Raw genomic sequence first — 10,539 nt, 5'->3', positions numbered from 1 at the left:
TGCCGGGGAGGAATTAAGCCAATCGCTCTACTTCCCCGACTTCAGCGTCCTGGCGAAGAACGCCTCAGTCGCGCGATAGCTGGCCAGCCAGTCGCCATAGCGGAAGAATTCGTGCCGCTCGTTGGGCAGGCTCAATTCCTCGAACGGCACGCCGCGCGCGGTCAATTCGCGGGCAAGCAGCAGCGACTGGTCATGGTCGACATTCTTGTCGTCGTCACCATGGACGATGAGCACTGGCGACCGCCAGCGTGCGATCGATCCCATCGGCGACGACTGCCATTGCAGTTCGCGCGCCTTGAGTTCGGCATCTGGCGACAGCGACGGATCGCCCGAGCGGACCAGGGTATGGACGCCGTGAAAGTCCGCGCCGGCGGCGAACAGGTCGCTGTTACGGGCGAGCGCTAATGCGGTGAGATAGCCGCCCCAGCTTCCGCCCCAGATGCCGATGCGTTTTGGATCGACATCGGGTTGCTTCGCCAGCCACTGGCCGCCGGCGAGCACGTCGCGATATTCCGACGCGCCGCCACGGCCGGTTTCCGGCGCCTCACGGAACGCTCGGCCATAATTGGTGCCGCTGCGATAATTGACCGACAGAACCGTATATCCCAGCGCCGCGAACTGCTGATTGCGGACATAGGCGTTCGAATAATAATGCATCGGGTTGAACCCCGGCAGCATCTGGCGGCGCGGACCGCCATGGACGAAGATCAGGGCAGGGTGGGGAGCCGGTCCCTTGGCGCGGAACAACTGGCCGTGGATCTGCACGCCATCGGCAGCAGTAAAGACGATCGTGTCGGGCTTGGAATAGGTGGAGGCGATCGCCACCGGGCCTAGCGGTTTCATGCCCTCGACCAGTACCATATGCGCAGGCTGCTGCGCGTCGGTCGCGGTCGCCGCCAACCGGTCGCCGCCGAACACCGGGCGAAAGACGAAGGCGTCGTCTTGGGTCAACCGAGTGGGCTTGCCGCCAGCGATCGCCGTGCGCCAAAGTTGGCGGGCGTCGAGATTGCCGGCGTTGGCGGCATAGACGATGGCCTTGCCGTCGGGCGCGGGCGTGAAGTTCTCGACCTCGTTCGCGTCAGGGGTCAGGTCGCGCGGCGCGCCACCAGTCGCGGCCGGCACCGCATAGATGTGCATCCAGCCTGTCCGCTCCCACGGAAGCAGCAGATCGCCGGACGCCGTCCAGAACAGATTGCGGCCGCGTGTGCCGGCGAACTGACCGCCTTCGCCGCTTGGCGCCGACCAGATCGTGCGGACGGCGCCATCCGCCACGTCCGCCACACGCACCGACCAGAAAGAGGCCGTGCTGTCCTTCAGGTCCGCCGGCGGATCGCGATACTGGATGAACGCGACTTGCCGCGCGTCGGGCGAGAAGATCGGATCGCTCGATTGCCCCAAGGTCGGCCCGAGATAGCGGATCGCGCGCCGCTCGACGTCGAGCAGGGCGATAAAGCTGTGACCCTTGCGCTGTTCGGTGAACAGCAATTGCCTGCCGTCGGGCGACCATTGCAGATCCTCGACCGAGCCGGCGACGGTGGCGAGCCGGCGCGCGGCGGCGTCTCCGCTCCACAGCCAGATCTCGCCCTTGCGCGTATAGGCGATGCGAGCGCCGTCCGGGCTGAACGCTGCGCCGTGGCCGAGCCCGACCTTGACCGGTGGCTGCGATCCCGCGACGTCGGCGACGAAGACCGCCTGCTCGGGTGCTTCGGGAGCAATTCCGGTATTGGGCGCGCTGGCCTCGGGAAATTCGGCGTCCCCGCCGCGCACGAACAGCAAGCGGCGGCCGTCTTGGCTCAACTGCGGTTCGGAAATTTCGATGCCCTCATCGCCGGCATAGGTCGTGCGGGCATGGGCAGGGATGTCAGGCCCGCCAATCCAGACGTTGCGTGAACCGGCCTGGTCCACGATCCAGGCAAAGATCGGTACCCGGCGCGCGCCGGTCAGGTCGCTGGCAAAGGGCAGAGCGAGATTGGCCGCCAGCGCATCGGCGGGCTGGCCGCCGCGTGTCGCGGATTGTCCTCCGAGCGCCGGCGTGGCGGCAACGGGAAGAACGAGCAATGCGGAGGCCAGCCAGGCGGAGTGCATCTTCATCGGCGCAGGCTAGGATCAGAGAAACGTCCCGGGCAAGCACTGGATTTGCCGCTTATGCCGGGCGGTTATGGCTTGCCCCACCTGAGATATGGCGGTGAATGCAAGGCGACTAACCTGCCGCCGTTGACAGACCCGCACATCAAGTCCGCGAACATCCGTCGCCGCGCCAGGCAGTTAACCGGGCTTCGTGTCTCCTGCTTCCTGGGGGAGCAACGTCTTGACCAGAGTCGCCCCGTCATCCATCGGCGCTTCTTCGCGTATCAACACCTGGTTCGACTTTGCGAACCAGAACCGCGCGCCGATCTTGCCCTTGTTATAGTCGGCAGTGACCAGCCAGCAATCGATCGGGCGTCCGTCGGGCCCAGGGATGGTTTCCGACCCCGCCACGACGAAATTATAGCGGCCTGGCTTACCGATGCCCGGATCGTAGAACGGGATGTCGAAGGTCCGCCCAGTCTCCATCGGCAGCGTCTGCAGCAATTCCATGTCATATTCGAAATTGTACGACGGCTCGGCCAGCGCCATCGCGAAGTCCTTACGGCTGTTGTTGGCAAGGTCCGGCATCCCGACCACCTGAGCGGCGTTGAACCGATAGGCTGCATAGTCGTCCTTGCCGTCCACAACGGTGTGCCGGATATGCGTTTTCGGGCTGAAGGTGCTCCGGTCGAACCAGCTGTCCTGGATCAATACCTTGCCATCGACCCGGTCCCAGCGTTGCACGATGTGCAAGGCGTCAGGTTGGCCCGGCGCGTCGGGACCGAAGCTGACCGCGCGCTGCCAGATATCGATCACCTTGCGGTTGCCATCCGCGCCGACCGTATAGCGCACATAACGATGCACACCGGGACGCAGCTTGGCGAACCGAGCCAGCGGTTCGCCGACCTTTAGGTGCATCGTGTCGGCGTGCGCCGGTACGGCGATAACCAGGCTAAGGGCGAGCACGGTCGGGACTTTCATCGCGTGGACACTGGCCTTTCTATAGCGGCTTTAAGGTGTAATATGGTGATAATACACCAGCAAGAAGCGCCAGCGGTGTCAAGCAATTATGAGCAAAAAAGGACGAGATGCGCGAAAGCTCGTGACCGGCGTCAACGCCGGCCGACTACCAGTCGCGCAGCCGTGATCGTCGCATGGCGACTGCACGCCGCTTGCGGGGAAGTGCGCTGAACCATATTTGCGCCGAGACTTGTCCTCCCGCACCTATCGCTGACGGAGCAGCGCCTGGTACAGCAGCGACAGGCCGTGCTCGATCTCGGCAAGGTCGACTACACCGTAACCGAGCACGATACCGCGCCGCTTGGGTGTGCCGAGATGATAGCGATCGAGCGTGTGGATCTTGACGTTGCTCGCGAGTAGCCTGGCGGTCACCGCTTCGACATCGACGCCATCTCGCGCCAGCGCCGCGATGTGCATGCCATAGAGTGGCGGGACCGGGTCGAACCATTCGCCGAGATGCTCCGCCATGAACGCCATGATCAGCCGCCGCCGCCGGTCGTATATCCCGCGCATCTTGCGGACGTGACGGGTGAGATGCCCTTCCGAAATGAACCCGGCGACCCCCAACTGGGTCGGGATCGGACAATGCCAGTCGAGGCAATTCTTCGCAGCGATCAGCGTCCGCATCGCCCAGGGCGGTGCGACGATGAACCCCAGCCGTAGCGAGGTCAGCATGCATTTGGAAAACGTCCCGACATAGAAGACGAGATCGGCGGCATCCGCAGTCCTCAGGGCTTCGATCGGGCTGCCCTCATAGCGGAATTCGCCGTCATAATCGTCCTCGACTATCACCGCTTCATGCGAGCGGGCGAATGCCACGAGATCAGCGCGACGCCGCGCCGACATCGTGACGCCAATCGGGAATTGGTGCGACGGGCAGACGCAAATGATGTTTGTATTCGCTGGCAGTCGATCGACGACCAGCCCTTCTTCGTCGACCTCGATCGGAACGATCTTAGCGCCGGCCGCGGCGAAGGCGATGCGCATCGGCGGATAGCCGGGGTCCTCGATCGCGACGACGGTCTTGCCCGGCGTGACGAGCGTCCGGGCGAGGATGTCGAATGCTTGTTGCGCGCCCGCGGTGACGAGCGCGTCCTGGGGACGGGCGGACACCGCCCGGGTCAGCGCGATGTGCCGGACGATCGCCTCGCGGAGGCGGAAATTGCCCTGGTTGCCCTGCGCGCTCTTGAAGCTGGGCGGCTGGTTTTCGAGCGTCCGCAGTTGCTTGACGCTGATCTGCCGGAACACGTCCATCGGAAAGAGCCGGGAGTCGATCATCGCCGGACGAAAATCGATTGCGGCCCTTTTGTCGTCGCGCTTCCCGGCGACCGGGTCGTCGCGCCAGAACCCGATCGCCGCGCGCGTTTCCTCACTCAGCCAGAAGCCGTTCAACCTGGGGTCGTCATTCGGCGCGTCCGGCTCGGCATCGAAGGGGGGCGCCATCGGCAGCGCGTCGACGACATAGGTCCCCGATCCGGGCCGGCTGACCGCATAGCCGTCGTTGATCAGCCGCTCATATATGTCGGTCGCGGTGTTGCGCGACACGCCGAAAAACGCACTCGATTGGCGGGTGCCGGGCAGCCGCGCACCGAGCGCGAGCCGGCCCTCCACGATCGCAGCCTTCAATTGCTCATAGATGCTGCGCGCGGAATTGCGCGTGCCGTCGCCGCCACGCTCCAGCCGCAACTCGAACAATGGATTCATCGCAGCCTTTTGCCGGACCTGGCCAAGTGGACCAACCGATTTTGTCCCGACTGGCCCTCAATTCCCGCTCGTCGCCAGCATAGGTGCGAGGCGGGACACATCAAGGCAATCGGAGGCTATCGGCATGTTGGCGCAAACCGTTCGGCAAATTGGACTGGCAGCGGGATTGACTGTGTTCCTGGCAATCGCTCCCGCAGTCGGCGCGCGCGAAAGCGAGGCGATACCGGCCTATATCGCCACCGCGATCGCTGATCCCGCGCGCCCGGCGGCCGATGTCGAGCGCGATGCTAACCGAAAGCCGGGCGAGGTGCTGGCCTTTGCCGGGGTCAAGCCGGGCGACCGGGTCGCCGATTATGCGGCGGGCAACGGCTATTTCACGCGGCTGTTTTCCGGGATCGTCGGTGCCCAAGGTCACGTCTATGCGAGCGTCCCGGCGAGCCTGTTTCAATATGAGAACATCGTCAAAGGGATCGCCGACATCCAGGCCTATATCGTCAAGCACCCCAATGTCTCCGTGACGGCGGGATCGGCGATCGATGTCGCACGCTACCCTGAGAAGCTGGACCTGTTCTGGATTTCGCAGAACTACCACGATCTCCACGACCCGTTCATGGGTCCGGTCGACATGAAGGCGTTCAACCGCGCGGTCTATGCCGCGCTCAAGCCGGGCGGCATCTATATCGTGCTCGATCATGTCGCGGCCAAGGGGTCGCCGGCGGATGTCACCGACACGCTGCATCGGATCGAACCCTCGACCGTGCGCCGCGAGGTCGAGGCGGCGGGCTTCGAGTTCGTTGGGAGCAGCGACCTTCTCGCCAATCCCGCCGATCCGCATAGCGCGGGTCCGTTCAACGCCGCCATTCGCGGGCATACCGATCAGTTCATTTTCAAGTTCAGACGGCCGCTGCGCTGACGGGAGCGGGATTGGCAGCCATGGACATCTGGGAATCCGGCGCAATTTCTCCCATGATGTCAGGAACAAAACGCCGAGCGAGAGAGTGGATTCGGTGGCGTAATCAGGGAGGAGAGGTCGATGTCGAAGCTGGGAATAGGTGTCGCCGCGATGCTCTGCGTCGCGACGCAGGGTTATGCGTCACCTGCTGATGCCGCAGGCGAATCCGACGCGCGGCCGCCGGCGGTGACCGCGGCAGTGCTGACCGCGGGCGAACACGATTTCGACTTCGAGATCGGTGTGTGGAAGACGCATCTGACGCGCCGCATTCGCCCGCTGACGGGGTCACAGACCTGGGTCGAGTATAACGGCACGACGACCGTCCGGCCGGTCTGGGGCGGCGCGGCCAATCTGGTCGAGCTGGTGGCCGATGGGCCGGCCGGCCATTTCGAGGGGCTGTCGCTTCGCCTCTACAACCCGCAAACCCGGCAATGGGGGTTGAACTTTTCCAACCGAGCCGACGGTCAGATGGTCGCACCCACGATTGGTGGTTTCCGCGACGGTCGCGGCGAATTCTACCAGCAGGATACGCTGGGCGGCCGAGCGATTTTCGTGCGCTTCGTCATCACAATAAGATCGAAGGACGCGATCCATTTCGAACAGGCCTTCTCCGCCGATGGCGGCAAGACCTGGGAAGTGAACTGGATCGCCGACGATACCCGCACACCATCCTGACCCCGCCTCTGCCAACGCGGCGGGCGCGGTGTGTTCCGGCCCGCCGCTTCGCCGTGTCATTTCTCCGCCGGCGTCGCGCGATCGAAGGTCATGATCCAGTTGGTTTCCCAGGTCTTGCCCCCGTCCGCGGAAAACGACTGTTCGAAGCGGGATGAGTTTGTTCTGATGTCGTAAAAAGCGTTGCGTACCAGGATCGTCCGGCCACCAAAGGTGTCCTGGCCGACAAACTCGCCACGGCCATCGTGGAATTCCCCGATCATCGGCGCGTCCAGCCGCCCGATTGTGCTGTTGGTCCAATTGAGGTTCCACTGATGCGCGCTCGGATCGTAGAGCCGCAGGCCCACGCCTTCGAGATGTCCGGCCGGTCCGCTGGCTTCGAGCTCGAACAGGCTCGCCTTGCCGTTCCACACCGGACGGACCGTCGATACGCCGTCATAGCCCGTCCATTGCGACGATCCGCTCAGCGGATGGATCAGCCGCGAGATATGCGTCTTCCACACGCCCATGTGGAAATCGAAATCGTGCGAGCCGTCATGCAGGACGGCCAGCGCGACACTGTCGGCAGCGCGGCCGGCATGGACCGGCAAGCCGCCGACCATCAGGGCGAGACCCACAGCAAGCAACGCGCGAATTTTCATCGAACCATCTCCCAAGTGCGAGTGTGATTACGCCGCTCCCGCGAGGGATTCGAAGAGCCGCTTCCGGGAAATCTGGCTGGGCCACTCGCCACAGCTATGCGCCCGCAGGCACGCCGAGGTCAGCCTGGTTGCCGCGCGTGTTGGGATGGTGCCGGTTGCAGGAATCGAACCCGCGACCTTCGGTTTACAAAACCGCTGCTCTACCAGCTGAGCTAAACCGGCACTGTCTCTGAAATCCGCGGAAATCCGCAGGATTTCCGACTTATCCGATTTTGATTGGAATCGGTCAAGCCACTCGAGGGTACAAATCGGCCTCGAACCATTGGGGCGGTTGACCGGACGTTTCCTACGTTTACCAGCCCCGTCTTCTCCGGCTTCTCGACCGGCTAGTTTATGACGCCGCCAATTGGCTGGGAATCTGCCATTCGCGCGGACGCGCATTTGACCGGCGACAAGACATTCTAAGCCGTCATCCCAACGAGAACGGATCTACCATGAAAGGCGCCATCCTGCACCGAATGGCCACCTCAGCTCACGGCGTCAGGCCGCGCCAGTAATAAACCATCGCCCGGACGGAGCGTCCGAGCCATTCGAGAAAGCGTTCGTCTTCGGCAGGCGTTCCGCTGTCGATCCAGCGGACATAGGCGTCGAGCATGAATGCGGCGATCGATGCGTCGAGCACCCCGATCTTGCCGGCCACTGCGTCACCGGGCCCCAATATCTCCACTTGTCGTTCCTCGATTCGCGCGATCAACGCCGCCGTCAGCCGCTCGAAATGGCTTCCGAAGACCGGATCGTGAGCGGCGTGGCGGACGAGCAAGCGCATCGCCGAGCCGTGCGTCCGCGCGACCTTCAGCGTCAGCCGCATGCGATCGGTCCACCAGATGGCCGGCTCGGCGGCATCGGCATCCAGGATGCCGTCGACCACGTCGCCCAGCACCGCATGGACCAGCGCGTCCTTCGACTTGAAATAGCGGTAGAGCACCACCTTCGCGACGCCCGCACCTTCCGCGATCTGGTCCATTGTCGCCTGTCGCAGGCCCCGCGCCTCGATCACATCGGCGGCTGCCAGCAACAGGTGCTCGCGGCGACGCTCGCGATGCGCGTCCATCATCTCGGAGTAGCTCGGTTCCATAGATGCGTTGCTCGCTCAAGACGTCACGGAAAGCAAATCCTCGCTACCGGTTATACACACCTGTTTACTTCTTGGAACCACACTGTTACCCACGAGTAACAGAGGGGTGTCCCATGTCGGCACCTCCACAAGATATGGAGGGGATTACATGGTCCTAGATCGACGCGACGCGACTCGAATCGGTATGCTCGCGGGAATTCTGCTTTCGGCGCCGGCACTGGCGCAGGAAAAGGACAAGCCGGCCGCGGAAGCAGCTGTCGCCGTGCCGTCCGACGATATCGTCGTGATGGCTCGCCGCCGGTCGGAATCGATCGAGGACGTGCCGGCATCAGTCAGCGTCATGGACAGCAACGAGATGGAGCGGCTCGCGGTACGCGACGTCGTCGATTACACACGGCTGACTCCGGGCGCGATCCTGATCGGCTCGGGTCCCAAGTATCTCAATGACATCGCGCTGCGCGGCCAGGGCGGGGGGCGCCTAGGTTTCTCCGAATCCTCGACCGGCATCTATCGCGACGGCATCTATGTCGCAGGCGGCGGCTTCGGCGGGCGCAGTTATAGTCAGATCGATTTCTACGACATCAACCGCGTAGAGATGTATCGCGGACCGCAGGGCGCGCTCTATGGCCGCAACGCGGTGGGCGGCGCGGTCAACGTCATCAGCAACCAGCCGGTGCTCGACACCGCAATCCGCGCGCGGGCGGGATACGATTCGGTCGACAAATTCGACACGCAGCTGACCGTCAACGTACCGCTGACGGGTACGGTGGCGATCCGCGCCGGCGGCTTCTATGCCAAGCAGACCGGCGGCTTTTATACCGACCAGGTGACCGGGCGGACGATCGACAACACGCTGGACTGGGGCGTGCGCGGTGCGATCGGCTTCGGCCTGGGCACGAACACCACCGCGACTCTGACGATCGAACATTCGCGATCGGAGGCGCCCGGCTTCACGTCGCTGGGACGCAACCGTACGCTCGACCCCGACATCTTCGTGCGCACCGGCCTCGATGCGATCGACCGGGTGACGATCGACCAGACCCAGGCGATCGGCGAGTTCCGCCACGATTTCGGCAAGTCCGAGCTGACGATTCTGGCCGATTACAAGGGCCGTGATGGCGCGCGCAGCCCGGCCGATTTCGACCATTATCTCGGCATTCGCCTGCCAAACGTCCGGCTGCTCGACGCGCAGGGTGAGAAGTTCGAGCGGTACGGCGCGGAAGCGCGGTGGGGGTCGAAGGGCGACGGCCCGGTCACCTGGCTGGGCGGGGTCGATTTCCTGACCTATGTCTCGCGAGTTTACTCGGACCGTACCGGCACCGTGACCGGCACCGGTGCGACCGTCACCGCACTGAAGCGGCAATTGCGGCGTCAGCAATCGACCGAGAACGTTTCGTCCTACTCAGCCTACGGTCAGGTCGGCTTCAAGCTGGCTCCGAAGCTGACGGTGTCGCTGGAATCGCGCTATCAGATCGACAGCAAGCAGTTCGCGTTCCAGCAGATTGACCTCGACCCGACCACCAACGATACGATTCCGCTCACGCGCTTCGCTCGCAACTGGAACCGCTTCCTGCCGACCGCGTCCCTGACCTGGAAGGCGAGCGACAAGCTGACGCTATATGGCCGCGTCGCCACCGGCTATCGCGCAGGCGGGTTCAACCAGTCGCCGGCGATCGGCTTTTTCGATCGCGTGCCCTATGATCCGGAAGACGTCACCTCCGGTGAGGTGGGCGCCAAGGGCAGTTTCTCCATAGGGGCCGTCCGCTTCCGCTCGCAGCTCGCGCTCTACATGAGCTGGACGCGCAACGTTCAGCAAACGACCACGCTGTCGATCACCAATCCGGCGTTCACGCTGGAAAATGTCGGCGGCAACCGCATCTACGGCGCCGAATTCGAACTGTCGGGGACCGTACCTTTGGCCGGCGGCCGATTGTCGGCCAGCGCCAACGTCTCCGGCACCCACGGCACATGGAAGGATGGATCGTCGATCCTTTCCAACGGCGCCGTGCTCGATTTGTCGGGCAAGCAGACGCCGCGCACGCGCGACTATATGGTCAACGTCAACGGGATGTACGACCATCCCCTGGTCCGCGGCGTCGACCTGATGCTGACCGCCAGCTACCAGACCGCGGCGGGCGGTTGGGACGATGCGACGCTGACGCGCAAGAGCCAGAACTATTCGATCCTGGACCTGTCGGCGGGTGTGCGGGGGCGTCACTGGAAGCTGCTCGGATCGGTCAAGAACGTGACCAACGACCTCTACTACATCGTCTCGGTCGGTGGGAACGATTATTACAACACGCCGCGCACCTACAGCGCGACCTTCTCGGTCGAATGGTGAGGATGCA

General features: G+C 63.7%; 8 protein-coding genes and 1 tRNA gene. 3 read left to right on the top strand and 6 right to left on the bottom strand.

The features are described 5' to 3' along the window. Positions 1 to 27: 27 nt before the first annotated feature. The 3 genes from SPR01S_RS16155 to pdxR form a co-directional block, all read right to left on the bottom strand. Complete coding sequence (locus SPR01S_RS16155; RefSeq protein ID WP_245662048.1) at positions 28 to 2,091, bottom strand: S9 family peptidase; 2,064 nt, start codon at positions 2,089 to 2,091, stop codon at positions 28 to 30. Between the two features lie 174 nt (positions 2,092 to 2,265). After that, complete coding sequence (locus tag SPR01S_RS16150) at positions 2,266 to 3,048, bottom strand: DUF3108 domain-containing protein (protein WP_066591218.1); 783 nt, start codon at positions 3,046 to 3,048, stop codon at positions 2,266 to 2,268. A gap of 243 nt (positions 3,049 to 3,291) precedes the next feature. After that, positions 3,292 to 4,791 carry a MocR-like pyridoxine biosynthesis transcription factor PdxR gene (gene pdxR, locus SPR01S_RS16145; RefSeq protein ID WP_066591214.1) on the bottom strand — a complete coding sequence of 500 codons (1,500 nt, stop codon included), beginning with the start codon at positions 4,789 to 4,791 and terminating at the stop codon, positions 3,292 to 3,294. A 124-nt stretch (positions 4,792 to 4,915) separates the two neighbouring features. Between pdxR and SPR01S_RS16140 the strand changes: the two genes are divergently transcribed. Both SPR01S_RS16140 and SPR01S_RS16135 read left to right on the top strand, forming a co-directional pair. Further along, positions 4,916 to 5,704: a class I SAM-dependent methyltransferase gene (locus SPR01S_RS16140; RefSeq protein ID WP_084251249.1), complete on the top strand. Its 789-nt coding sequence runs from the start codon at positions 4,916 to 4,918 to the stop codon at positions 5,702 to 5,704. A gap of 120 nt (positions 5,705 to 5,824) precedes the next feature. Further along, positions 5,825 to 6,418, top strand: coding sequence for a hypothetical protein (locus tag SPR01S_RS16135; RefSeq protein WP_084251248.1), 594 nt, complete (start codon positions 5,825 to 5,827; stop codon positions 6,416 to 6,418). Positions 6,419 to 6,474: 56 nt separating this feature from the next. Here the strand turns inward: SPR01S_RS16135 and SPR01S_RS16130 are convergent, their stop codons facing one another. From SPR01S_RS16130 to SPR01S_RS16120, 3 genes are all read right to left on the bottom strand, one after another. Further along, positions 6,475 to 7,056: a hypothetical protein gene (locus tag SPR01S_RS16130; protein WP_066591213.1), complete on the bottom strand. Its 582-nt coding sequence runs from the start codon at positions 7,054 to 7,056 to the stop codon at positions 6,475 to 6,477. Positions 7,057 to 7,202: 146 nt separating this feature from the next. Then, positions 7,203 to 7,278, bottom strand: a tRNA-Thr gene (locus SPR01S_RS16125). A 310-nt stretch (positions 7,279 to 7,588) separates the two neighbouring features. Then, entirely contained in the window at positions 7,589 to 8,191 is a 603-nt protein-coding gene (locus SPR01S_RS16120; RefSeq protein WP_066591212.1) for a TetR/AcrR family transcriptional regulator, read from the bottom strand. 148 nt (positions 8,192 to 8,339) lie between these two features. Between SPR01S_RS16120 and SPR01S_RS16115 the strand changes: the two genes are divergently transcribed. Further along, positions 8,340 to 10,532, top strand: a complete 2,193-nt coding sequence (locus SPR01S_RS16115; RefSeq protein ID WP_084251247.1) for a TonB-dependent receptor — start codon at positions 8,340 to 8,342, stop codon at positions 10,530 to 10,532. Positions 10,533 to 10,539: the final 7 nt, after the last annotated feature.

Origin of the sequence: Sphingomonas pruni NBRC 15498, assembly GCF_001598455.1 — a bacterium.
Taxonomy (GTDB): domain Bacteria; phylum Pseudomonadota; class Alphaproteobacteria; order Sphingomonadales; family Sphingomonadaceae; genus Sphingomonas; species Sphingomonas pruni.
This window is presented reverse-complemented; position numbering and strand designations above follow the sequence as displayed.